This window comes from Arthrobacter sp. P1_B4, assembly GCF_056406555.1.
In genome coordinates, this window is the sequence record NZ_JBFTZW010000021.1 from 22200 (window position 1) to 45469 (window position 23270).

A 23270-nucleotide genomic window follows, 5' to 3' on the forward strand; every position below is an offset into this window, starting at 1 on the left:
GTGGTTAACCTGGCCAGGCCTGTCCAGGCTCAGCCTGCGGCGGGCACCCCGGTGATCGCGTGGCCGAAGCGCAGGAGGTTGCCGGGGTCGTACGTGGACTTCGCGGACCGCATCCGCTCATATACCTCAGGAGACCACGCCCGGGCCCGGTCCTCCTCGTCGCCCGGCTCGCCATCGAAATTGACCAGCGTGTACCCGGTGGAGTGGGGAGCCATCGCGGCCAGGATCCCGCTGATGGAGGCCGATACGGCCTCGGCAAGGGGCGGTATCTTGAACCCGACGAGGAACAGCAGGAAGGCCGCGTCCCGCCCCGACACGGCGTCCGGCAACGCATCCGGCACTGCAGCAGTCCGCGCCAGCGCGCCACCGAGCGGCCGGACCTCCACCAGCAGCAGCGGGCAGTCCGAACCGTCCCCGGTGAGCTCGAGCAGGTCAGCCACGGCATCGTCGCCGAAATCCTTCAGGAGCGCGCCGCCGTCCATGAAGGGCAGCGGGTCCGCCGGGTCCATGTGGATCTGGTCAACGTCGAGGTAGCTCATGGGCCCGGCCGTGTCCATCAACGGGGTCGAGACCGCCCGCATCGGGGCCAGCAGCGCGTCGCCGGCCTCGCGCTTGCCCAGGAAGGCAAAGCGCAGGTGCACGACGAACTGGTTCCGCAGCGGCTCGGGAACGAAGTCCATATCCGGAAGCCGCAGCAGCGAGATCGAGGGTGAGGCCTCTTCGGGCAGCGTGGGCAGCCAGTGGCGGAAGGCAGCCAGGACGGTGGCCGCATCTGCCCCGGGATAGATGATGCCGCCGCCGTAGAAGTCACTGAACGGAAAGAGACTGAACTCGAGGGCGGTCACGATCCCCAGGTTGCCCTTGCCGCCGCGCATCAGTGCAAACAGCTCGGCCTCGGCGTCGGCGTCGATCCGCCGCAGCGCGCCGTCGGCCGTGACAATCTCCATGCTGCGGACATGGTCCGCCGCGAAGCCGTGCGCGCGGCCGAGCACGGGCAGCCCGCCGCCGAGCGTGTAGCCGACGACGCCGACGTCGGTGCTGGAACCGTGCAATCCGACGAGCCCGTGCGGCACGCTGGCCTCCAGGAGGGTGCGCCACTTCACCCCGGCGCCGACGCGTGCGGTGCGTTCATCCGGATCGATCTGCAGGTCCTGCAGCCTGCGCGTGTTGATGAGCAGGCCGCCATCGATCGCCGATTCGGCGCCGTGACCGGTGGACTGGACGGACACGGGAAGCCTGCGCTCGGCCGCCCATTTAACCGCGGCCACGACGTCCCGGGCATCTGCGGCCCCCAGAACGACGTCGGGCCGGTGCACTGTTGCGACGTTGAAGGCGAACGTCTCCTCCGCGAATTCGGGGCTGTCCGGCAACGCGACCGGGCCRCTGACAGCGCTGGACAAAGCATCGATGTCGTCGTTGACAAGCATGAGGAACTCCTGAATCTCGCTTACCGCGAGCAGGTCGGGGGCGCGGCCGCACCCGCCCGGAATGCCCCCAGCGCACGCTCCAATCGGCGGCCGGCCCGGCTGATGGAATGCGGACAAGCCTAGGGATCCGGCCTGACGCGGCCTAGGGACCTAAGTCCCGGCGTCACGCACCCAACGAAAACGGCGGCCCCGCATCTTCCSGGAAGATGCGGGGCCGCCGTCGCTATTGCACTGTTATAGGTGCTGTTGTGCCGGCTGCTACTGCTCGGCAGCCATGCGCTCCTTCAGCCCTGCGAGTTCGGCGCGCAGCGCCTCGGGCAGCGAGCTGCCGAAGTTGGCGAACCACTCCTCGATCGAGGCCAGCTCGGTGGTCCACTCCGCGGGGTCGACGCGGACGGCCTCTTCAACCTGGGCCGGGGTCATGTCCAGGCCCTTGAGGTCGATCGCGTCAGCGGTGGGGACGAACCCGATGGGGGTCTCCACGGCGTCGGCCTTGCCCTCGAGGCGTTCGATGGCCCACTTCAGGACCCGGGCGTTGTCACCGAATCCGGGCCAGGCGAATCCGCCCTCGGAATTGCGGCGGAACCAGTTGACCAGGAAGATCTTGGGCAGCCGCTCCGGGTTAGCCTTCGCGGACAGGTTGACCCAGTGGTTCAGGTAATCGCCTGCGTCGTAGCCGATGAAGGGCAGCATGGCCATCGGATCCCGGCGGACAACGCCCACGGCACCGGCTGCCGCGGCGGTGGTCTCCGAGGACAGGGTGGAGCCCATGAAGATGCCGTTGGACCAGCTGCGCGCCTCGGTGACCAGCGGGATGGTGGTCTTGCGGCGGCCGCCGAACAGGATCGCGGAAAGCTCCACGCCGTTCGGGTTGTAGTACTCCTCGGCCAGCATGTCGATCTGGTCGATCGGCGTGCAGAAGCGGGAGTTCGGGTGGGCGGCGGGCTTGTCCGAATCCGGGGTCCAGGAGTTGCCCTGCCAGTCGGTCAGGTGCGCGGGCACCTCGTCGGTCATGCCCTCCCACCACACACCGCCGTCGTCCGTCAGGGCGACGTTGGTGAAGATGCTGTGGCCCTTGGCGATGGCGCGCATCGCGTTGGGGTTGGTGCCCCAGCCGGTGCCCGGAGCCACGCCGAACAGGCCGGCTTCGGGGTTGACGGCGCGGAGCTCGCCTTCCTTGCCGAACCGCATCCAGGTGATGTCGTCCCCGAGGGTTTCGACCTTCCAGCCCTCGATGGTCGGATCCAGCAGGGCGAGGTTGGTCTTGCCGCAGGCCGACGGGAAGGCGGCGGAGATGTAGTAGTTCTTCTGCTCCGGCGAGGTCAGCTTGAGGATGAGCATGTGCTCGGCAAGCCAGCCTTCGTCCCGTGCCATCACCGAGGCGATGCGCAGGGCGTAGCACTTCTTGCCGAGCAGGGCGTTGCCGCCGTAGCCCGACCCGAAGGACCAGATGGAGCGCTCCTCCGGGAAGTGGACAATCCACTTGTCCGGGTTGCAGGGCCACGGGACATCGGCCTGGCCGGGGGCCAGCGGGGCGCCCAGGGAGTGCAGGGCGGGGACAAAGAACGCGTTGGTCGCGGTGATCTTGTCCAAGACCTCGGTGCCGATGGTGGCCATGATCCGCATGGAGGCGACAACGTAGGCGCTGTCGGTGATCTCGACGCCGAACTTGGGGTCCTCGGCGTCGAGGTGGCCCATCACGAAGGGGATCACGTACATGGTCCGGCCACGCATGGAGCCGGCGAACAGGCCGCGCAGCTTTTCCTTCATCTGCGCCGGGGCCATCCAGTTATTGGTGAAGCCTGCGTCGTGCTCGTTCTCGGAGCAGATGAAGGTCTGCTCTTCGACCCGGGCCACGTCGGCGGGGTCGGAGAAGGCCGCGAACGACTTGGGGAAGAGGTCCTCGTTGAGGCGGGTCAGGGTGCCGGCGGCAACGAGCTCGTCGGTCAGCCGGGTGTTTTCCGCTTCCGACCCGTCAACCCAGTAGATCCGGTCCGGCTGGGTCAGTTGAGCTACCTCTTCTACCCATGCCAGTAGACCGGCATGTGTGGTGGGTGCTTTTTCAAGCAACGGCAGTCGCGCCAGATCTCCCATTACGGTTCCCTTCCTCGGGTTCAGTGGTGTGTCCTAAATGCTAGGGCTCGGCAGGGGGCCCATTTCGGGCCCGGACGTGGGATGACCGGGGCGGAGCAATTCAAAAACCGCGGAAATTCAAGGAACTGGCCGGCCATCATCCCTCCTTTTTGTGACTAAGGTCACGTAGACCGGTCTAGTCGGCTAGATTACATCCGTTTCGATTTGTAACTGGGCCCGGGCTCGCGTAAAGTAATTCGAGGTTCGGGGAGAGAGAAGTTCTCCGAGAGCCGAGAATGCGCCCATAGCTCAGCTGGATAGAGCGTCTGTCTACGGAACAGAAGGTCAGGGGTTCGAATCCCTTTGGGCGCACAGATGAAGATCCGCCCCGGTTCGCCGGGGCGGATCTTTTGCTTTAACCGCCTACTGCCCGAGGCGCCAGGGCGCCGGGCTGGCTGCCTTAGGCGCCGGGCTGGGCGCCGGCGGCAGCCGTTGGGCCGGAGCGGCCCGGCCGCAGGGCTCAGGCCGTGGTCCGGACGATGATGGTGCGGATGTCGTCGAAATGCGTGCTGAGCCGCTCGGAGGCGAGGGCCTTGTCCGCCGTTGCGACCGCCTCATAGATCCCCCGGTGCACTGCGGCCGTTGCCTGCAGGTCGACGGCGTACGGTCCGCCGAGTTCGAGGTGGATCCGGCGGTAGACCTTCCAGAAAACGTCCATCAGGCTGATCAGCAGGTCGTTGTTCAGCGGCTCGAAAAGCCTGCGGTGGAACTCCGCGTCGGCCTCGATGAAGGGCTCCCCCGCGTCGGCCAGCGCTTCCATGCGGTTCACGGACTCCTCCACGGCGGCCAGCTGTTCTGCGCTGATCCGGTCCATGGCGGCGCCGACCAGGCCGGATTCGAGTGCTTGCCGGACCTCCACGAGCTGCAGGGCTTCCTCGCCCTGATGGCGCAGCGACAGCCGGGCGCGGAAGGTGAGCCCATCGGTCAGGGCCTCGAAATTGCTCGGCGCCACGAACATGCCGAATCCGTGGCGGATCTCAATGACGCCCAGCGCCTGGAGCGCCTTCAAGGACTCCCGCAGGGTGTTGCGGCCGACGCCAAGTGCCGCCGTCAGCTCGTTTTCGGTCGGCAGCGGGTCGCCGGGAACCAGGTCGCGTTCCAGGATCAGCTCCAGGATGTCCGACTGGAGCGCCCGGAGCCGGGCCTGGGCGCTGAACCTTGCCAGCGGTATGGCCGGGCCTGTTGTCATGTTGCGTGCGGCCATGGCCGCCTCCTCCCCCAAGTATGGTCCCAACAGTATCGACCGTCCCCCGTCCTGCAAAGGGTTCGGCCCGGCACATTACGCCGGAAGCCCGCATCGCCGGAGCCCGGAGCTCCCCCGGATCCGGCCATGGCCCCGGCGTAGGCTGGTGCCATGACGGCACAGATTGAGCGGGAATTCGATGTCATTGTGATCGGCGCCGGGGCCGTGGGCGAGAATGTGGCAGACCGTGTGGTCCGCGGCGGCCTGACAGCAGTGCTCATCGAGGCGGAGCTGGTCGGCGGCGAGTGCTCGTACTGGGCCTGCATGCCTTCGAAGGCGCTCCTGCGGCCGGGCACTGCGCTGCATGGCGCGCAGACGGTCCCCGGCGCCCAGGAAGCGGTCACCCGCACCCTGGATCCGGCAGCCGTGCTGAAGCGCCGGGATTACTTCACCTCGAACTGGCAGGACGACAGCCAGGTCAAGTGGGTGGAGGAGACAGGCATCGAACTGATCCGCGGCCACGGCTGGATCACCGCCCCGCGGCACGTCGAGGTGGCCGGGCTGGACGGCAACAGCTACGCACTCACGGCCCGGCACGCCGTGGTGGTCGCCACGGGCTCCGCCCCGAACCAGCCGCCGGTCGAGGGGCTTCACGACGTCGAGTACTGGACCACCAGGGAGGCGACCTCAGCCCGCGCGGTTCCCGCGCGGCTTGCGGTCCTCGGCGGCGGCGTTGCCGGCGTCGAACTCGCCCAGGCCTATGCCCGGCTTGGTTCGTCCGTGACGCTCGTGGCCCGCGGCGGGCTCCTGGGCGTTTTCCCGGAACAGGCCGCAGACCTGGTCGCTGCCGGCCTGCGCGCCGATGGCGTGGACCTGCGCCTGCACACCGGTACGCGGAGCGTGCATGAGAACGACGACGGCTCCCTTACCGTAATGCTCGACGGCGGCCCCAAGAGCGGCCCCACGGGCGGCCCCACGGACGGCCCGGGCGCCGGTCCCGCTAACGGCACGGCCCATGGCGCCACGATCACGGCGGACAAGCTGCTCGTCTCCACCGGCCGGCACCCCGCCCTTGAGGGACTCGGCCTGGACAGCGTCGGCCTCCCGGCACCCGAGGGCGGGACCCTGCGGCTCACCACCGATTCCACCGGACTAGTCCACCACGCCACCGAGAACGATGTGTCCGGCAACCCCTGGCTTTACGCAGCCGGCGACGCCGCCGGACGGGCCATGCTGACGCACCAGGGCAAGTACGGTGCCCGGGCCACCGGAGACGCCATTGCCGCCCGGGCCAAGGGCGAACTCCGCGGCGAGCCGGCACCGTGGAGCCGTTTTGCCCAGACGGCCTCCGAGCACGCTGTGCCGAACGTGGTGTTTACCGATCCGGAACTGGCGAACGTCGGCCGGACCATGGCGCAGGCGGAGCAGGACGGCTTCCGGGCCTCCGCCGTGGAACTCCCCATCCAGGTGGCCGGCTCCTCCCTGCATGCCGAACACTACGAAGGGTGGGCGCAGCTGGTCATCGACGAGGACCGAAAGGTGCTGCTGGGCGCCACGTTCGCCGGCCCGGATGTCGCTGAACTCCTGCACGCAGCCACCATTGCCGTGGTGGGGGAAGTCCCGCTGGACCGGCTGTGGCACGCCGTGCCCTCCTATCCGACCATCAGCGAAGTCTGGCTCCGCCTGCTGGAAAGCTATGGCCTGTGATCCGTTGATCACAAGCGACTATTTCTATTTGAACTGACCGGTCAGTTCGGTTAGCCTTGAAGCAGACTAGACCCTGCGAAAGGCTTACATGCTCTCCGTGCAACAGCTCCGTGTGAACGGGCGCCGGAATGACCTGCTCCCACCCACGTCCCTTGAGGTACGTGCCGGGGAGATGCTCTTGGTTGAAGGCGACGGCCAGGACCAGCGAACAGCCCTGGCCCTCACACTCAGCGGCCGGATGAAGCCCTCCGGGGGGGTGCTCAGCTGGGACGGAAATTCCAGGATTAAGCGCCTCCGGTTGGCCAGTGCACTGGTGGACTCCCCCGGTGTCAACGAGCCCGAACAGCATCTCAGCGTGGGCGACCTCGTCACCGAGGACCTCGCGCTCATCCCCCGGCGCTATCGGGGTGCTCTGCTGAGCAAACCCTGGCTCAAGGTCAACCGCTTCGAGGACATTGCCGGCCTCTGGACCGAACAGATTCCGGCCCGGCGACGCGTCGAACTGCTCACCGCCCTTGCCCTGGCCAACCCCGGAACAGATCTGCTGGTGGTCGATTCTCCGGACAGGCACAGCGCAGATCCCGCGGACTGGCTTCCCAGGCTGGAAGACCTGGCGCACGACGGCGGCCGGCCGCTCGCCGTCGTCGTCACCGTCGCGGCACTGCCGGACGGCTGGACCGGGCCGTCCGCCGCAATCGGGAACGCCGTTAAAGCTGCCGCCGCAACGGGTTCCATCGTTGACGCATCCGCGGACTCCGCCCAGCCTGATGCGCAGGAGACAGAAGGCCATCCCGCGAAACACCGGAACCCTGAACCCATCCCGTTCGAAACCGAGGCCTTAAAGTGACTGTTCTGCGGCTGGCCCGCTCCGAGCTCAAGCGCATGACTGGCGGGCTCCTGCCCAAACTGACCATCCTGGCGCTGACCATGGTGCCTTTGCTGTACGGCGCGGTGTACCTCTACGCCAACTGGGATCCGTACGGGAACCTGGACCAGATCGACGCCGCCTTGGTAGTCGAGGACACCGGCGCGTCCGCCAGCAACGGGACCCGGCTCGAGGCCGGGAAAAAGGTCGCCGACAGCCTCGTGGACGGCCACGTCTTCAACTGGCAGAAAGTCACCACCGCCGCGGAAGCGGACCAGGGTGTAAGCAGCGGCAAGTACGCGTTCGCGCTCAAAATTCCCAAGGACTTCTCGGCCAACCTGGTCTCCCCGGGCAGCTTTGACGCCGCGAACCAAGCCATGCTGAATGTCACCACCAACGATGCCAACAACTACGTCCTCAGCAACATCGTGGACAAGCTGACCGCTGCCGTGCATTCGACGGTTGCCAAGGAGGTGGGCGAGGAGACTGCGAACCAGCTCCTGACGGGCTTCGGCACAATCCATACTCAGATAGTCCAGGCCGCCGACGGGGCCGGAAAACTCTCCGACGGCATTGCCAGGCTCCGGGACGGGGCAGTCAGTTTGCATGCCGGAACGAGCCAGCTGAACGGCGGAGTCGCCGAACTCGCCGCCGGTCAAATGAAGCTGCGCGATGGCGCCAACCAGCTCAATTCCGGCGCCGGCCAGCTCAGCGCCGGCCTGACGCAGCTGAAGGACAGGACGGCCACACTCCCTGCCGACTCGCAGAAACTTGCGGACGGCGCCGCGCAGGTCGCGGCGGGAAACGCGGCACTGAACACGAAAGTCCAGGACGTCGTCGGGCAACTCAGCGCTGCTGACAAGGGCCTCCGGGACCGTGTGGTCCAATCCAACAGCCGTCTGATTGCCGCCGGGATCATCACCCCCGACCAGGCCGGCAAAATCCTGGCCGATTTCGATACCGCCGCAGCCTCAAGCCCAGTGGCCGATGCGAAGTCCAGAATCCAAACGGATGCAGCCCAGATCCAGCAGCTTGCCGACGGGTCCGCCGCCGTAAGTTCCGGGGCGGCCAAACTTGCGGGAGCAACGCCGGCTCTGACTGATGCCATCTCAAAGGCTTCAGCCGGCGCCAACCAGCTCTCAGCTGGCTCGGCCGCGCTGGCCGCGGGCGAGCAGAGCGCCGTTGACGGCACTGCCAGGCTCGCAGATGGCGCCCGGCAGCTCGACGACGGGGCGGCCCAGCTGGAAGACGGCGCCCGCACGGCCTCCGACGGCGCCGCCACCCTGGCCTCGGAGCTGGACAAGGGAGCCGGGAAGATCCCCAATCCCGATGACGCCCAGAAGAACAGCCTGTCCAAGGTGATCGCGGACCCTGTCGCCGTCAGCGACGTCTCTCAGGCCAAGGCAGCGTCGTACGGTGCCGGCCTGGCGCCATTCTTCCTGACCCTGGCCCTGTGGATCGGCGTATTCATGCTGGTCCAGGCCATGCGGCCCATCACCCAACGCGCACTGGCGTCCAACGCCCCGTCATGGAAGATCGCCGTCGGCGGCTGGCTGCCGTTCTTTGCCGTTTCAGTCATCCAGGCCACGCTGCTCACCCTCGTGGTGGACCTGGGCCTGGGCCTCAAGCCCGCCCACCCGGTGCTGATGTGGTTGTTCATGTTGGCGGCCGCCATGGCCTTCAGTGCCATCATCCAGGGCGTCGTGGCCCTGCTGGGAACTCCCGGGAAATTCGTGGTGCTTATCCTGCTGGTCCTGCAGCTGGTTTCCTCCGGCGGAACCTTCCCGTGGCAAACCACCCCGCAGCCGCTGCACTTTGTCCACGAGGCGCTGCCTATGGGTTATGTGGTGGCCGGCATGCGGCACCTGATCTACGGCGCGGACCTTTCCTTGATCGTGCCCACGGTGGTTGGCCTCCTTGGGTACACTGTGCTCGGGGCGGCGCTTTCCACGCTGGCCGTTCACAAGCACAAGTTCTGGACCCTGAAGTCCCTAAAACCGGAGATCGCCGTATGAGCACAGTGGACGCCGGGAAAAAGCTCCGTCCGGCCCGCACGAACGCCACTAAACAGAAACTGTTCGAGGCGTCCATGGAACTGATCGGGGAGCGCGGCGCGGCGGGCGTAACGGTGGACGAGATCGCCACGGCCGCCGGGGTGTCCAAAGGCACGGTGTACTACAACTTTGGCAGCAAGTCGGACCTGATCGCCCAGCTGCTGCGCCACGGCGTGGACATCCTGCTGGCGCGGCTGCTGAGTGTCCGCGACGGCTCCGCCGACCCCCTCGCCGCCATGGAGGAAATGATCGGCCAGGCCATGGACTTCATGGCCGAATACCCGTCCTTCGCCCGGCTTTGGGTCAGCGAGAGCTGGCGCACCCCCAGCGAATGGCAGGACACCTTCGCCGAGCTCCGCGGGCGCCTGCTCGCGGTGATCGGCTCTGCCATCGACGGCGTCGCCGCCGTCTACCCCGTGGATTCCGCCGTTTCCCGGGGCAGCCTGGAAACGGCAATCTTTGGGGCCTGCTTCGTGGTCGGACTGGACCGCCAGACGTACAACCCGGAGCGCACCAGGGAGCAGAGTGTGGCCGCAATCATGGCCTCCATGCGCGGCTACGTCGTGAAGCAGCCGCCAGCTCAGGCATGATTGTTCACATGCGTCACATGGGTACCAACGGGAAAGTCGCCATCGGAGCGTTTCTCACTGCCCTGGCACTTCTGGTCCTGACCGGAATCACCCTGCAAGAGTGGGTGCTGGTGTGGTTCGTCGGGGCTGCCGCGACGGCCTATGTGGCCTGCGTGGCGGAGGTGGTGGTCCGGCGCCGGCACAAGACTTTGGCCGCGAGCGGGGTCGGCAGCATCCTCTTCATCGCGTTCGGGGTCGCTTTCCTGCGTCAGTGGGGGCTGGCCTTCAACCCCGATCCCGACGCCCTGTCCACGCGCGTCGATTCTGAGCATCCGGATTTGTACTTCTATCTGGCCGTGGCCGCCGGAGCCGTCACCTTACTGTTGCTGTTTGCCGGCACCGTCCTGCCCGGCAGGAGCCACGGCCGGCGTTCCCCGGGCCGTGCTCCGCGACGCCGCCCGTCGCCCGCCGCGCGGGGAGCGGGGGCCAGGTCTGCGAATCCGAGGCCTTCCACACCGCGGCCGACGCCGAGAGGAACCGCCGCGCGTCCGGCGGCTCCGCGCGCGGCTTCTCCGCGGTCCACTGCCCGGCCCGCGGCCAAGTCACCGGCGAAGACACCGCTCAAGCCGGCAGCGAAGACACCGGCCAAGTCGCCTGCCCCCAAATCACCCGCCCGGGCCTCGGCCCGCCGCTGAGTCCCGCGCATCACCACCCGGCGAAACGTTCAGCACAGGATTTTCCGCCTGGGCCAGTTCAGGAGTTCAGCTCAGAGGTTTCGAGGCTTGTCTTCCCGCGGGGTGGCATCCGGGCCCGGGGCCGTGTCGGTCCGGGTTACGTCCTCGCCGCTGCGCTGGTCGGCTGACACTTGCTGGCCGGACGCTGGCTCGCCGGACGCTTGTTCGCCGGAAGACACTTGCTGGCCGGACGTTTGCTGGCCGGGGACGTGGCTGCCCGTTGCGGGCTCGGCGGCGGCCCTCTCGGCGCGCAAATCCCCGCGGGACGGCATCTGCCCGCTTTCGCCGCCGCGTTCAGATGTGACTACGTCAGGGTCCACTTCGTCGGCTTTGCGCAGTTGCTCCTGCGCGCCGGAGCGGACGCTTTCGGCCTCTTCCTGGCGCTTGCGGGCTTCCTGCCGCAACCGCTCGGCCTCGAGGTCAGCCTCCTGCGCGTCGGCCTCGGCACGGGCCGCCTTGGCGTCGCGTTCCCGCGCAGCGAATTCGTCGGCCTTGGCCTGTTCACGCATCTCGGCCGCACGGTTCCGGTCCGCCGCCACCTTGCGTTTGCGGCTGACCATGACCGCCACCGCTACGATCGCGAGCACCACGACGATGCCGACAATAATTCCTATGAGCTGCCCTGAATCCACGTTGATCACCTTTTCTCCGGGTTGCAACAGATGCCCCAAAACCACTGGAAAAAACCACATGACTAAACAGCATCAGTAAACCGCAGATCGGCGCAGGTTGCTATGGATTCCGCAGCCCTCGCCGGGCGGACCTGCGGCTATTTGGCGCGGGGGACCTTGAAGTGGGTCAGCTTGGCGTCCTGCCCGTCCAGTTCGGCCCAGGACTTTTCCGTTTCCAGGACGGTCAGCCCGCTGGTCGGATAGCGCGTGGCGGCGTCCATGTAGGCATCGTGGTCGGAGTCGCGCGACGCCAGATGCATCGCAAGGTCCTGCACCCCGGGCATGTGGGAAATCACCATGAGGGTGGTGACGGTGTCAGGGACGTGGTTGATGACGGCCAGCATGCGCAAGGCGGAGGCGGCGTACAGCCCATCCTCGAGCTTGGGCGTCGGCGCCTTGTCTCCGAGGGCGTGGCACACCCACGTGCAGGTCTGGCGGGTCCGCAAAGCGCTGGAGCAGAGGATGAAATCAGGGACCACGCCGTGCTTGAGCAGCCACTTTCCGGCGACTGGGGCGTCCTTGTGGCCGCGTTCTTCGAGCGGCCTTTCGTGGTCGGCAACCCCGCCGGGCCAATCGGACTTGGCGTGCCGCATGATCACCAGCCGTTTGATGTGATGCGCGCTCATGCCCCAATCCTAGTGCGGCGGCTGGCCCACGGGCGCGCATCCCACCAGCGTCCGTTCAGTCTTCAAGGACAAAGGTCACTTCCAGCACGACGTGCCAGGCAACGACGGCACCGTCGCTGATTTCGACCTTCTGTTCCTTCACCCATGCCCCCGTGACATTGCGAAGGGTCTTATTGGCCCGGTCGATGCCCTCCTTGATGGCGGCATCGAACGAGGTCTTGGAGTTCGCGCTCAGGGTAGTAATCCGTGCAACAGACATGTCTTCCTCCCAATAGTCGGCTCAACGGTCCGAGACTACGCCGGACCCCCAAAAGGCAACAGAGTCTAACCGCGACCCACCAGCAGCGGCGGCAGAGGCCCGTCAGCCAGCCCACCCAATGCGCCCGTCGGGGAATGTGGCTGCCGGCGGAAAGCCACTGAAGCTTCCGGAAACGCGAAAGCGCCCGCTCCCTGGGCAGGGAACGGGCGCTTTGCGTGGGCTGGAAGCTAGATCGAGTATTCCGGAGCGGCCCAGACAACCACCTCGGGGTGCTCGTAGAACCGGTAGCCCTGGCCGCGCACGGTGCGCACGGTGTTGGCGAGGCGGCCGAGCTTGGAACGCAGGCGGCGGATGTGGACGTCGATGGTCCGCTCGTTCGGGACCTCTTCGGCGTTCCGCCACAGGCCTTCGAGGAGCTCGTCGCGGCCCACGGTGCGGGTGCCGTTCTCCACGAGGTAGTTCAGGAGTTCGAATTCCTTGAACGTGAGGTTCAGGGATTCGCCGTCGAGGTGCACCTCACGGCGGGCGAGGTCGATCAGCACCCCGGAAGGCCGCGGATCCTGCGGCTGCTGCAGGCGGGCGGTCTCGGTGCGCTGGCGGGCCCCCGCGGTGGGGTCACCGAAGGTCGAGCGGACGACGTCGAGGGCGGAACCCGGGGCACTGGCCGGCGCGACGGCGACGGCGGCATAGCTTTCGGCACCGGCCACGAGCGACTGTGCGTAGGCCCGGATTTCCTGGGCAAGCTTGGCGATGGATGTGCCGGCTGCAGCCGCGGTTTCCTCGTCGATGCCCATGTACAGCACGAAGCCGCGGGCGACGTTGTCGCTGGGGGCCGGACGGACCGGGCTGCCGGCACCCGGGGCGATCACCGGGGTGGGTGCCGTGGCGGGGGCGGGGGGGACGGCACGGAGCTGGCCGTAGGAGTCAGGGTTGTAGCCCTGCGCTGCATATCCGGGGGCGGGGAAGCTGCCCGCGGATCCGGCGGGGGCGAACGCGGAGCGCCCGCCAAAGCCCTGGCGGATCCCTGAGGCCTGGCCGGCCTTGCTGGCGTTACGGACGGAGATGTGGACGTATCCGGATGCAACTGACATGGAATGCTTACCTCAATGTGAATGGCCGTCATCGCGGCTCGAATGCTTCTTTCCCCGCAATGAAATTGGGGAGGGGCGCCCGACTCTGGGCTTGGGGGCGAATGCCTAGAAACCTTTAGGGGTGTAAAAGTTAGGCGTGCATTCGACAACAGCGCATCTCGGTACCAGCGGGTGTGCTGATCCAGGAAGCTGCGGCTGCAGGTGCTGTTGAGTTCTTGTTCACAATTGAAGTGTGCAACGTAACAATGTAAACGTGCAAGTAACAATGGACCCCAGGTTCCACATAGTGAGACAGATCGAGGATTTGTAGCGCAAGTCACAATTCTGTAGCGGCAATAAAATAACAAGTGTTTTACTGACCGAAAGGTCAGCAAGTGCGCTTTATCGAATATTATTCGGTCAACGTCGATGACGTCGGGTAAATCATTCACAGCACGGCAAGTTGGGCCAAACCGCGCCTGCCCACCGCTGCCTGCGAGGCGGTCCACGGAGTGGGCAGCCGGCATCGCCGCCCGCAAGGCACGGCGGCGATGCCGGCCAGCCACGGTTGCGATGCCGGCCGCGGCGGTTCAGTTCGACTGGCCGGTGGCTGTCGCCGCGACCAGCATGACGGAGGCCGCCGTGTAGCCGGAACCGTCCTTGGCCGCCACGATCCGCACCGTCCCGCCCGCGACGATGTCCGCGACGCTCAGCTGCGTGCCCGTGCCGCCGGCCTGCTGGCGCCGCTGTTGCAGATTACTCACCACCACGTCGCTGCCCAGCGCATAGCTGCGCGTGAAACCGTCGCTGCTCTTGACCGTCACGGAGGACGAGCTGACCTCGCTCACTGTGCCCAACTGCTCGGCCATCGTGGTGTATGCGCTTCCTTGCAGCACCACGTATTCGGCGTGCACTGCCGCGGAAAGCCCGCTGCCCATGCCACCGGCAGCGAAGTCGCCGGGACCGCCCTGCCCCGGCATGCCGCCGCCCGCGAAACCACCTTGCGCGGAACCGTCTTGTGCTGAACCTGGCACGCCTGGGGCGACACCCTGGCCGCCGGGTCCGCCGGCTGCCGCCCCGCCGGCCGCACCGGTGGCTGCCGTTGCGCTTGAGGTGAGGGCATAGACGCCGGCCCCGGCGCCGACGGCCAGGACTGCGGCGGCGCCGGCGACGGCGAGCCCCCGCTTGAGGGTCCAGGGCTTCGCCGCCGAGGCCGTCTTGGCGGAAGTTCCCGGCGCGCCCCAGCCTGTGGCTGCGGCGGGGACAGGTTCCTGCCGGGGCATGCCCCAGGCAGGTTCCGATGCCGGAACCTTCCAAACCGGAAGCGCGCCCCAGCCCCCGGCAGCGCCTGCTTCCGGCCGCCCGGCCTCGGCGTGCCCGCCGCCGGTGCGTCCGGCGTCAGCCTGTCCGGCGTCAGCGTGTCCGGCATCGGCGTGCCCGGTTTGGACTGTTCCGCCGTCGGTGTGTCCGGCGCCGGACTGCCAGGCAGTACGGGGTGTGGTTACGGGCGCGGGCGCCGCTGGCGCGCCGGTGGTGGGCGTGGGGGCGGGTACAGGGGCTGACTCGGGGGCTGCTCCGGAACCGGCTCCGGGATGCTGACCGCTCATGGTATTTCTCCTTTAGGGTGCGGATCGGTGTTCACCCCAGCGTGGTGAGCGATCCTGTGCTTGGGCTGTGCGGGCCGACAGCCCGGCCTGTGACGTTGCCGGACGGGAAGGGCGGATTGAACATGGCCGTTGCGGCCCGTACGGTCCCGCAACGGCATCCAGCTCGCTAGGCTGGGATTCACAGGTGCCGCACAGGGTCCCCAAAGCCCCGCCTAACCGGCAGATCGGAGAGTTGTGCCCATGGCCACTTCGCACTCCATGACCAACAACCTTCCCCAGCTCACGCATCCGGACGGCTCCCCCATCCGCGCCCTCGTGGTGGATGACGAGCCCAGCCTCTCCGAGCTCATGAGCATGGGGCTGCGGATGGCCGGCTGGTCCGTGGCCGTGGCCGAGGACGGGCCCGGAGCCGTCCGGCTCGCCAAGGAGTTCCGCCCCGACGTGCTGGTGCTGGACGTGATGTTGCCCGGGTTCGACGGCGTCGAACTGCTGAACAGGATCCGCGCGTTCGCGCCTGAGGTGCCGGCGCTGTTCCTCACCGCCAAGGATGCCGTTCAGGACCGCATCACCGGACTGGCGGCCGGCGGCGATGACTACGTCACCAAGCCGTTCAGCATGGAAGAGGTGCTGCTGCGCCTGCACCGGCTGGTCCAGCGCTCCGGAGTGGCCGCCATGGACACCGCCGAACTCGTGGTGGGAGACCTCGTGCTCAACGTCGACACCCGCGAAGTCACCCGGGCCGGTGAGGAAATGCACCTGACCGCCACGCAGTTCGAGCTGCTGCGCTACCTCATGGAAAACCCGAAACGGGTCATCAGCAAGGCCCAGATCCTGGACCGTGTCTGGGACTACGACTTCGGCGGCCAGGCGAACATCGTGGAACTGTACATTTCCTACCTCCGCAAGAAGGTCGACGCCAACCACGCTCCCATGATCCACACGGTGCGCGGAGCCGGGTACGTCCTGAAACCGGCGGACTGATCCGTGCCCTCACTTTCCGGCATGACCCGCGTCCCCGGACACGACTGGCGCAACCCGTCGACGTGGCATTTGCGCACCCGGCTGGTCCTGGTCGCCATGGCGCTGCTCGTGGCCATCTGCGGCGCTGTGGGCTTGTTCAGCTACGCCTCCATGGACCTCTTCCTCACCCGGCAGCTCGACACCCAGCTGGACCAGGCCTCCCACCGTTCGAGCGAGTTCGGCCGGCCCTCCTCGGACGATTCGGGCAGGCGCCCCGACCCCCTCGAAGCCCGGGGACAGGGCGTCGGGACGCTTAACGCACGGATAGTCGACGGCGAAGTCAGCAGGGCCGGATTCCTGGCCGGGGACGGCGCGGTCAAGAGCCTCTCCCCCTCCGACAACAAGGTTCTCCTGGCCCTGACCCCGAGCGGCGTGTCCGTGGACCGCAGCCTTTCGGCCGGCGCCTACCGGCTCACGGCCGCGCGTACACCGTACGGCGACGTGATTGTGACCGGACTCCCGCTGGCTGAAAAACAAAACACCTTGGCCTCCCTGGTCTGGACCATGGTGGTGGTGTCCGCAGGCGGGCTCGTGCTGATCGGGCTCGCCGGCACGGCCCTGATCCGGCGGACCATGAAGCCGCTGGAACAGCTCTCCGAGGTCGCCACCAACGTCTCCCGTCTCCCGCTGGACGCCGGCGAGGTGGCGCTCGGGGTCCGCGTCCCGACGTCGGCTGCCCATCCCGGAACGGAAGTGGGCAGCGTGGGCTACGCGCTGAACAAGATGCTGGACAACGTCTCCAACGCTCTCGAGGCGCGGCAGGAGAGTGAGATGAAGGTCCGGCAGTTCGTCGCCGACGCCTCACACGAGCTCCGCACCCCGCTGACGGCCATCCGCGGCTACACGGAGCTGATGCGGATGACCGAGCATTTCACCCCCGACGGCGAGAGGTCCCTCGCCCGTGTGCAAAGCCAGTCCGAGCGGATGACCACGCTCGTGGAGGACCTGCTGCTGCTGGCGCGCCTGGACGAGGGGCAGCCGCTCAAAATCTCCGACGTCGACCTCACCCAGCTGGCCATCGAGACGGTCAGCGATGAGAAAGTCATGGCCCCGGACCGCATCTGGCAACTGGAACTTCCGGACGAGCCCGTGGTGGTACGCGGTGATGCGACCCAGCTTCACCAGGTCCTCGCCAACCTGCTGTCCAATGCGCGCAAGCACACGGAACCCGGGACCAAGGTGGTCACGGGCGTTATGCGCTCGGCTGACGGCAGTGCCGTGGTCACCGTGACAGACAACGGCAGCGGCATCGCCCCGGAATTTATCGGCCGGGTCTTCGCCCGTTTCGCCCGGGCCGACGCCTCGCGCACCAATCCGGCGTCGAACCCCGCAGCCGTCCCCGCCGATTCTGCCGTCGCGACGGCGAGGGTCGGGTCCGGGGCTCCCGCACGCTCGTCCTCCGGCGCCGTTTCCGGCAGCCGCGGAGGTCACGGCACGGCGACCGCCGCGCCGACGTCCGAGGGCACCAGCGGGTTGGGCCTGTCCATTGTCCAGTCGATCGTGGAGGCCCACGGAGGAACAGTCGAGGTCACGTCCCGGCCGGGCCGCACGGAGTTCGCCGTGCGGCTGCCCCCCGCGCCGCCGCCGGCTTAACCGGAACGGCCGCCGTCGGCGCAAACGGCCCGGACCGGCCGGCCCGTGAACCCGGCGCAACCCGACACCCCGGCACTGTGACTCCTGTTACCAAAATGTGACTTAAGCGGCCAGGTCCTGTAGCGTCGTTAGCGTGCGCCGCCATCGGTGCCGCATATCCGGACGGACGCCAAACTCTGCCGCTTCCCGGATTCCGCTGGACCAGGCAGAGGCGGGGGACCCAGAGTTCCCGGGCATTCTGCTTTCATGCGCCCTCGGGGTGAAGCCGACACGTGATGTTCCGTGCGGCCGGATGACCTCATCCGAACCCGACAGCTAACTCCGCCGGCGTTGAGAGGCCACCATGACTGAATTCCAGGTACAAACACGCCCTGACGGCGGTTCGCATTCCCGCTCAGTTGGCGCAGCCAAGTCGCGCCACCGCGCCGAACCGGTCAAGCAGGCATCCGCCCTGTCGCGGTTCGCCGCCGGGCTCGGTGTAACCGGCCGCCGTGCCGCCGTCGTCACCGCCGCGTGCGCACTGCTGCTGGGTGGCGGCGCCGCCAGCCAGGCGGCAGAGCCGGGCGCCCACACGGCGAATGTTGCGAGCCAGGCGGCCACGATCGCCGACCCGCTGGCCAAGCTCAACTTCGAGCGGGTCCAGGTGGCTGGGCCGGGCGCTCCAGCGGAAAAGAACGTGGCTCCCCAGATCTCGGAGGTTAAGGCAGCCGAAGCGCTGATCCCTGCCCCAGCTGCTGCCGCGCCGGCAGCAGCGGCAGCCCCCGCACCTGCTCCGGTTCCCGCGGCAGCCCCCGCTCCCGCTCCGGTTCCCGCGGCAGCTCCCGCTCCCGCTCCGGCACCGGCAGCCGCTCCGGCCCCCGCACCGGCACCCGCACCGGTCGCAATCGACGACCCCGCCGGCGCGCAGGCCTACGCCGCGTCCCAGCTGGGAAGCTATGGCTGGGCACCCGGCCAGATGCAGTGCCTGCACAAGCTGTGGACCAAGGAATCCGACTGGAAGACCACCGCCACGAACGCCAGCAGCGGCGCCTACGGCGTGGTCCAGTCCCTGCCCGCCTCGAAGATGGCGAGCGCCGGCGCCGATTACATGACCAACTACCGGACCCAGATCAACTGGGGTCTGAACTACGTCAAGTCGCGCTACGGCTCCCCCTGCGGCGCCCTGAACTTCCACTACGCACACAACTGGTACTAAACCGGCCCTAACCAGCCCGGACAGGAGGCCACGGATCCACGTGGATCCGGGGCCTCCTGTGTGTGACTGCTAGCCGAGAATGGCGGTTTTTTCACAGCTCGGTTTGGCGGCCTCCACATGGCTAAGTGGACCTACGCCAACTCCAGCACGCACCTGAATCATCCTCGGCGCGCCAGTCTGGGCCGCACATCATTGACCTCGTCCTCTGCAGGGAGTGCCGTGTAGACGGCATTCCCTGCAGAAATTTGCCGCTTGACCTGCTCAAGCTCATCCTTGAGGAGGTCAACGGTGGCACGGTATTTCTCGAAGTCCGCTGTTCGGCGCCTGGCCACGGCGAAACTGATGCCGGCGGCGAGAACGGCAAGCGGGAACGACACCAGCAGGGCCCAGCCGGATGCGGCAAGGAAGTCCAGCGCTACGGGAAGTGCCTGCTTGAATGCCAGGAACTCGTTCACCCCACCAACCACTCCGTTCAGAGCGGAGTCCAGTGGGCCCAGAAACTGCCCCACGACTGGCGTCCCGGAAAACGACGGAGCGCTCAGCGGCGGTTCTCCCCCTGCAGACCAGCGCGAATCACCGAAATGGTTCAGGACGTAGATCCCGGCACCCGCGTTGAGGGCCGCGAAGAGCAGGACGGAACCAAGGGCAGTCCAATAAAGCCTGCGCGGACGCCAGACGCCGGCCACAAGCGCGAAGACGGTGGCCGCAACCCACGAAAAGATGCGGAGCTCGTCGCGGCCCATGCCGCCCAATAGATCCAAGGAATTCCCCGCCCCTTACAGTTGGAATCAATGCTCGTTTCGGTCCCAAGAGCCTATCCCAGCCGCCCCCCGGGTATGCCGCGGCAGATACTGGCGCGCTCCCTTTGTGCGTAGCCGGGCCCGACCCGCCCGGCTGCCCCGACTTCCACAGCCCCCGCACAGCTTGACCCTAAAGCCTTCATATGGGCCGCCGGGAAAGTTGAGCCATGACATTCACAGACCAGGCCACAGGAACCCTGCCCCGCTCCACGGCGACGCCGGCCGGCCCGGCGGCCCCCGAGGCACCCTCGGGGCTTGCGCTGGCCGGCGCACCCGTCCCGGGCCCGATCGCCGGGGCGCTGACCGGCCCCGGCGGCCGGCGCACGGCCATTGATACGCGCGCCAGCACGCCCCTGCTGGACGTCACCATCCCGGTCTTCAACGAGGAACGGGACCTCGAGGCCTGCCTGCGCCGGCTCCACGCGTACCTGCTCGGCGCCTTCCCGCATTCCTTCCGGATCACCGTGGCGGACAACGCCAGCACCGACGAAACGCTCAAGGCCGCGGAACGGGTAGCCCGCGAGCTGCGCGAAGTGACGGTGGTCCATATGGCAGAAAAGGGCCGCGGAAACGCGCTTCGCAAGGTGTGGCTGGCCTCGCCGTCACCGGTCCTGGCGTACATGGATGTGGATCTCTCCACTGATCTGGCGGCCCTCGGCCCGCTCCTTGCCCCGCTCATTTCCGGGCACTCCGACCTGGCGATCGGGACGCGGCTGACCCGCAACTCCCGCGTGGTCCGCGGACCCAAACGGGAATTCATCTCGCGCAGCTACAACTTCCTGCTCCAGGCCCTCATGGGCGCCCACTTCAGTGACGCGCAGTGCGGCTTCAAGGCGATCCGGGCGGACGTGGCCCGGCAACTGCTTCCGCACACGCTGGACAACGCCTGGTTCTTCGACACCGAGCTGCTGGTCCTGGCAGAAAAGTGCGGCCTGCGCGTCCACGAAGTCCCAGTGGACTGGACCGACGACCCGGATTCCAGCGTGGACATCGTCCAGACGGCCCTCGCGGACTTGCGCGGCATGGCACGGTTGAGCCGGGACCTGGTCTCGGGCCGGATCCCGGTTCCCGACCTGCGCGCGGCCCTCGCCCGCGGACCGCTGCCGGCCGCCTCCCGGGCCCAGGAACAAAGCCCCGGCGGAAGCCTCTTCGGACAGCTCGTCCGCTTCGGCAGCATCGGGGTGGCCTCCACCCTGGCCTACCTGGCGATCTTCCTGCTCTGCCGCGGGTTCATGGACCCGCAGCTGGCAAACTTCCTCGCGTTGCTCACCACCGCCGTGGCCAACACTGCGGCCAACCGGCGCTTCACGTTCGGCATCCAGGGCAGCAGCCAGGCGGCTCGCCACCATTTCGAGGGGTTGCTGGTCTTCGGCATCGGGCTGGCCCTGACCTCGGGCGCACTCGCCGTCGTTCACGCCGCGTCGGGAGCGGCACCGGACCGCTGGCTTGAACTGCTCACGGTCACCGCCGCCAACCTGGCCGCCACGGCCGTCAAGTTCCTGCTCTTCCGGCTGGTGGTTTTCCGCCACAGGGCCGCCGCTGCCGTTCCGGCGCCCCCGACCCTTCCCTCCCCCGCACAGAAAAGGCCAAGTAAATGACGGCAACCATCAGCCCCACCGCCGGAGCCCAGGGCGGTTCCCCGGCCGGCAGGCCGCCGGCCGCCGAGGAACAGCCACACCCGGTTCCCGGAGACGGCGGGACGGCCCCCCATCTGCCCGCGTCCCCGGCGCCGGCCACCCAAGGCCGCTGGGACCGGCTGCTGTTCGGACCGCAGCCCCGCTGGGTGCGGCCTTCGGCAGGGCTGCTCCTGGTGGTCACCGCGGCGTTGTACCTGTGGAATCTGGAGGCCACCGGCTACGCCAACTCGTTCTATGCCGCGGCGATCCAGGCCGGGACCAAGGACTGGACCGCGCTGCTCTTCGGCTCCCTCGACGCCGGCAATGCCATCACGGTGGACAAGCCCCCGGCCGCACTCTGGATCCCCGCCCTCGCGGGACGGATCTTTGGTTTCTCGGCCCTGAGCATGCTCATTCCCCAGGCGCTCATGGGAGTGGCCGCCGTCGGGCTTCTCTACCTGACCATCAAGCGGGTGTCCGGGCCGGCCGCGGGCCTGCTCGCCGGCGGCGCCCTGGCACTGACCCCGGTGGCCGCCCTCATGTTCCGGTTCAACAACCCGGACGCGATGCTCACCCTGTGCCTGGTACTGGCGGCCTACCTCACCACCCGCGCCATCGAGAAGGCCGGCTGGAAGTGGCTCGCCGCGGCCGGCGCGGTCATCGGCCTGGCCTTCCTGAGCAAGATGCTGCAGGGCTTCCTGATCGTTCCCGGGCTGGCCCTGGCCTACCTGTGGGCGGCGCCCGCCACCCTCGGCCGCCGGCTCCTGCACCTGCTGGCCGCCGCCGCCGGGATCGCCGTCGTGGCCGGAAGCTACGTTGTCCTGTTCCAGCTGACCCCGGCCTCGGTCCGGCCGTACATGGCAGGGTCGGAGACCAACAGCTTCCTGGAACTCACGTTCGGCTACAACGGCCTGGGCCGGATCACCGGGTCAGGCGGGGGCATGCCCGCCGGAGGAAACCTGGGAGGCAACGCCGGCGGCCCGGGAGGCACCGGAAACGTCGGCTTCGGCGGCGCGGCCGGGATCACCCGGATGTTCGGGACGAGCTTCGGCGGCGAGGTGTCCTGGCTGCTGCCGGCGGCCCTGATCCTGCTGGCCGCCGGGCTGTGGTTCACCCGGCGCGAAGCCAGGACCTCGAAAACCCGGGCGGCGCTCCTGCTGTGGGGCGGCTGGCTGGTCATCACGGCCGGAATCTTCAGCTTCATGAGCGGCACCGTGCATCCGTACTACGCCGTGGCGCTGGCCCCCGCCATCGCGGCGCTGGCCGGCATCGGTTCCCTGGAACTGTGGCGGGGCCGGACCTACTGGGCCGCCCGGGTTGTCCTGGCCGTGACGGTGCTGGCCACCTCAGTCTGGTCCGCCGTGCTCTTGGGCCGCGACCCGTCCTGGCTTCCCGGGCTCCGGGTGATCGTGGTGGTCCTGGGCGTCCTCGCCGCCGCGGCCCTGCTCCTGCTCCTGCGGGCGGACGGCATGGCGGCTCTCCCGGCGCGGTTCCGCAAGGCCGCCACGGCCGGCGTCGTGATCCTCTGCCTGCTTGCCGGCGGGCTCGGAAGCACCGCGTGGACACTGGCGACCGTCGCCCAGCCGCATTCCGGTTCGATCCCCACGTCGGGCCCCACCGCGTCCGCGATGGGCGGCGGCTTCGGGGCAGCAGGCAGGACCGGCAGTGACGGAACCGGCACTGACGGCGCGGGCAGTGCCGGCATGGGCGGTGGCCCCGGCGGGGAAACGTCCTCGCCGGAGTTGACCGCGCTGCTGAAGTCCTCCGGCGCCAAGTGGTCCGCGATTGTCTCCGGCGCCACCCAGGCCGCGAGCCTGGAACTCGCCACCGGCACCAGCGTGATCGCGCTCGGCGGCTGGAACGGCGGCGACCCCTACCCGACGCTCGCACAATTCCAGGCGATGGTGGACCGCGGCGAGATCGGCTACTTCATTTCCGGCGGCATGGGCGGCATGGGCGGGGGCCGCGGAGGCAACTCCGAGGTCGCCACCTGGGTCGCGGCCAACTACCAGGGCCAGACCGTGGGCAACGCCACCATCTACAAACTGGGAGCGTAGACCGCCATGACTGACACCCTGAGCCCCCGCCCCGACACGGCGCCGGCCCGCACGCCGGGGCGGCCGCGGCCGCAAGCCCGGGAC

Annotated in this window: 19 protein-coding genes, 1 tRNA gene and 1 riboswitch; of the genes, 11 read left to right on the top strand and 9 right to left on the bottom strand. The window is 68.0% G+C overall.

Features of this window, described 5'->3' with window-relative positions:
* Positions 1 to 29: 29 nt before the first annotated feature.
* Together AC1D1W_RS10140 and AC1D1W_RS10145 are read right to left on the bottom strand one after the other, a co-directional pair.
* Complete coding sequence (locus tag AC1D1W_RS10140) at positions 30 to 1427, bottom strand: FAD-binding oxidoreductase (protein WP_476943588.1); 1398 nt, start codon at positions 1425 to 1427, stop codon at positions 30 to 32.
* A 258-nt stretch (positions 1428 to 1685) separates the two neighbouring features.
* Positions 1686 to 3521 (bottom strand): phosphoenolpyruvate carboxykinase (GTP), encoded by a 1836-nt coding sequence (locus tag AC1D1W_RS10145; RefSeq protein WP_028275179.1) that lies wholly within the window; start codon positions 3519 to 3521, stop codon positions 1686 to 1688.
* 277 nt (positions 3522 to 3798) lie between these two features.
* Between AC1D1W_RS10145 and AC1D1W_RS10150 the strand changes: the two genes are divergently transcribed.
* Positions 3799 to 3872, top strand: a tRNA-Arg gene (locus AC1D1W_RS10150).
* Positions 3873 to 4020: 148 nt separating this feature from the next.
* Here the strand turns inward: AC1D1W_RS10150 and AC1D1W_RS10155 are convergent.
* Entirely contained in the window at positions 4021 to 4749 is a 729-nt protein-coding gene (locus AC1D1W_RS10155; RefSeq protein ID WP_028275178.1) for a FadR/GntR family transcriptional regulator, read from the bottom strand.
* Positions 4750 to 4914: 165 nt separating this feature from the next.
* Between AC1D1W_RS10155 and AC1D1W_RS10160 the strand changes: the two genes are divergently transcribed.
* The 5 genes from AC1D1W_RS10160 (at position 4915) to AC1D1W_RS10180 (ending at position 10633) form a co-directional block, all read left to right on the top strand.
* Positions 4915 to 6450, top strand: coding sequence for a dihydrolipoyl dehydrogenase family protein (locus AC1D1W_RS10160; protein WP_476943589.1), 1536 nt, complete (start codon positions 4915 to 4917; stop codon positions 6448 to 6450).
* An 88-nt stretch (positions 6451 to 6538) separates the two neighbouring features.
* The gene (locus tag AC1D1W_RS10165; protein WP_476943590.1) at positions 6539 to 7297 is read left to right on the top strand and encodes an ABC transporter ATP-binding protein; all 759 of its coding nucleotides are present in this window, start codon (positions 6539 to 6541) and stop codon (positions 7295 to 7297) included.
* Positions 7294 to 9330, top strand: a complete 2037-nt coding sequence (locus AC1D1W_RS10170; RefSeq protein ID WP_476943591.1) for a YhgE/Pip family protein — start codon at positions 7294 to 7296, stop codon at positions 9328 to 9330. The genes AC1D1W_RS10165 and AC1D1W_RS10170 overlap by 4 nt, the downstream gene beginning before the upstream one ends.
* A complete protein-coding gene (locus tag AC1D1W_RS10175) occupies positions 9327 to 9959 on the top strand; it encodes a TetR/AcrR family transcriptional regulator (protein WP_243181818.1) in 633 nt (210 codons plus the stop codon). Before AC1D1W_RS10170 ends, AC1D1W_RS10175 begins: the two co-directional genes overlap by 4 nt.
* Positions 9960 to 9976: 17 nt before the next feature.
* A complete protein-coding gene (locus AC1D1W_RS10180) occupies positions 9977 to 10633 on the top strand; it encodes a hypothetical protein (RefSeq protein ID WP_476943592.1) in 657 nt (218 codons plus the stop codon).
* 71 nt (positions 10634 to 10704) lie between these two features.
* Here the strand turns inward: AC1D1W_RS10180 and AC1D1W_RS10185 are convergent, their stop codons facing one another.
* From AC1D1W_RS10185 to AC1D1W_RS10205, 5 genes are all read right to left on the bottom strand, one after another.
* Positions 10705 to 11304 carry a hypothetical protein gene (locus AC1D1W_RS10185; protein WP_476943593.1) on the bottom strand — a complete coding sequence of 200 codons (600 nt, stop codon included), beginning with the start codon at positions 11302 to 11304 and terminating at the stop codon, positions 10705 to 10707.
* A gap of 137 nt (positions 11305 to 11441) precedes the next feature.
* Positions 11442 to 11969, bottom strand: a complete 528-nt coding sequence (locus tag AC1D1W_RS10190) for a SixA phosphatase family protein (protein WP_243181815.1) — start codon at positions 11967 to 11969, stop codon at positions 11442 to 11444.
* A 55-nt stretch (positions 11970 to 12024) separates the two neighbouring features.
* Positions 12025 to 12228 carry a dodecin family protein gene (locus AC1D1W_RS10195; protein ID WP_018774263.1) on the bottom strand — a complete coding sequence of 68 codons (204 nt, stop codon included), beginning with the start codon at positions 12226 to 12228 and terminating at the stop codon, positions 12025 to 12027.
* 227 nt (positions 12229 to 12455) lie between these two features.
* Positions 12456 to 13319 carry a winged helix-turn-helix domain-containing protein gene (locus AC1D1W_RS10200; protein WP_243181814.1) on the bottom strand — a complete coding sequence of 288 codons (864 nt, stop codon included), beginning with the start codon at positions 13317 to 13319 and terminating at the stop codon, positions 12456 to 12458.
* A gap of 569 nt (positions 13320 to 13888) precedes the next feature.
* Positions 13889 to 14905 carry a hypothetical protein gene (locus tag AC1D1W_RS10205; protein ID WP_476943594.1) on the bottom strand — a complete coding sequence of 339 codons (1017 nt, stop codon included), beginning with the start codon at positions 14903 to 14905 and terminating at the stop codon, positions 13889 to 13891.
* Between the two features lie 240 nt (positions 14906 to 15145).
* On the opposite strand from AC1D1W_RS10205, the gene AC1D1W_RS10210 reads away from it, so the two are divergent.
* The 3 genes from AC1D1W_RS10210 (at position 15146) to AC1D1W_RS10220 (ending at position 18713) form a co-directional block, all read left to right on the top strand.
* Positions 15146 to 15886, top strand: a complete 741-nt coding sequence (locus AC1D1W_RS10210; protein WP_079551963.1) for a response regulator transcription factor — start codon at positions 15146 to 15148, stop codon at positions 15884 to 15886.
* 21 nt (positions 15887 to 15907) lie between these two features.
* Positions 15908 to 17518 (top strand): sensor histidine kinase, encoded by a 1611-nt coding sequence (locus AC1D1W_RS10215; RefSeq protein ID WP_476943595.1) that lies wholly within the window; start codon positions 15908 to 15910, stop codon positions 17516 to 17518.
* A 184-nt stretch (positions 17519 to 17702) separates the two neighbouring features.
* Positions 17703 to 17862, top strand: a riboswitch (cyclic di-AMP (ydaO/yuaA leader).
* Positions 17862 to 18713, top strand: a complete 852-nt coding sequence (locus AC1D1W_RS10220; protein ID WP_476943596.1) for an aggregation-promoting factor C-terminal-like domain-containing protein — start codon at positions 17862 to 17864, stop codon at positions 18711 to 18713. Its footprint overlaps the riboswitch before it by 1 nt.
* Positions 18714 to 18871: 158 nt before the next feature.
* Here the strand turns inward: AC1D1W_RS10220 and AC1D1W_RS10225 are convergent, their stop codons facing one another.
* On the bottom strand, positions 18872 to 19474 hold the full coding sequence (locus AC1D1W_RS10225; protein ID WP_476943597.1) for a hypothetical protein: 603 nt from the start codon (positions 19472 to 19474) through the stop codon (positions 18872 to 18874).
* Positions 19475 to 19680: 206 nt separating this feature from the next.
* On the opposite strand from AC1D1W_RS10225, the gene AC1D1W_RS10230 reads away from it, so the two are divergent.
* Together AC1D1W_RS10230 and AC1D1W_RS10235 are read left to right on the top strand one after the other, a co-directional pair.
* Complete coding sequence (locus tag AC1D1W_RS10230) at positions 19681 to 21111, top strand: bifunctional glycosyltransferase family 2/GtrA family protein (protein WP_476943598.1); 1431 nt, start codon at positions 19681 to 19683, stop codon at positions 21109 to 21111.
* A complete protein-coding gene (locus tag AC1D1W_RS10235; RefSeq protein WP_476943599.1) occupies positions 21108 to 23186 on the top strand; it encodes a glycosyltransferase family 39 protein in 2079 nt (692 codons plus the stop codon). The genes AC1D1W_RS10230 and AC1D1W_RS10235 overlap by 4 nt, the downstream gene beginning before the upstream one ends.
* Positions 23187 to 23270: the final 84 nt, after the last annotated feature.